Here is a 236-nt window from a genome sequence, read left to right as displayed (position 1 = left end):
GAGCCGCGACTGCGTGACCAGGATCGTCTCTTCGAAATACGGGCCATCGAGCGGATCCTGCTTGTCAAACAGGGCCAGGATCCGGAGTCGCCCGTCTTCCAGTAGGCCTTCCAGGGCGTGCTCGCTCCCGGGAATGAACTCCTCCACAAGGAGCCCCATGCGTTCGGCTTCCCGGTCGGCCCGGCGCTGGATCGCCCGCACTCGCGCCACGGCGGCTGCGAGGCCCGGGGCGTCGT

At 68.2% G+C, this 236-nt stretch carries 1 protein-coding gene; it reads right to left on the bottom strand.

What is annotated here, in order from left to right:
• The coding region (locus ACTFO6_RS19830; protein WP_439936001.1) for an ATP-grasp domain-containing protein at positions 1–236 on the bottom strand (236 nt) is incomplete at both ends.

This window comes from Pelomicrobium sp. G1 (assembly GCF_051905455.1).
In the GTDB taxonomy this organism is placed as follows: domain Bacteria; phylum Pseudomonadota; class Gammaproteobacteria; order Burkholderiales; family UBA6910; genus Pelomicrobium.
The sequence above is the reverse complement of the archived record's forward strand: the minus strand, read 5'-3'. Positions and strand labels throughout refer to the sequence as shown.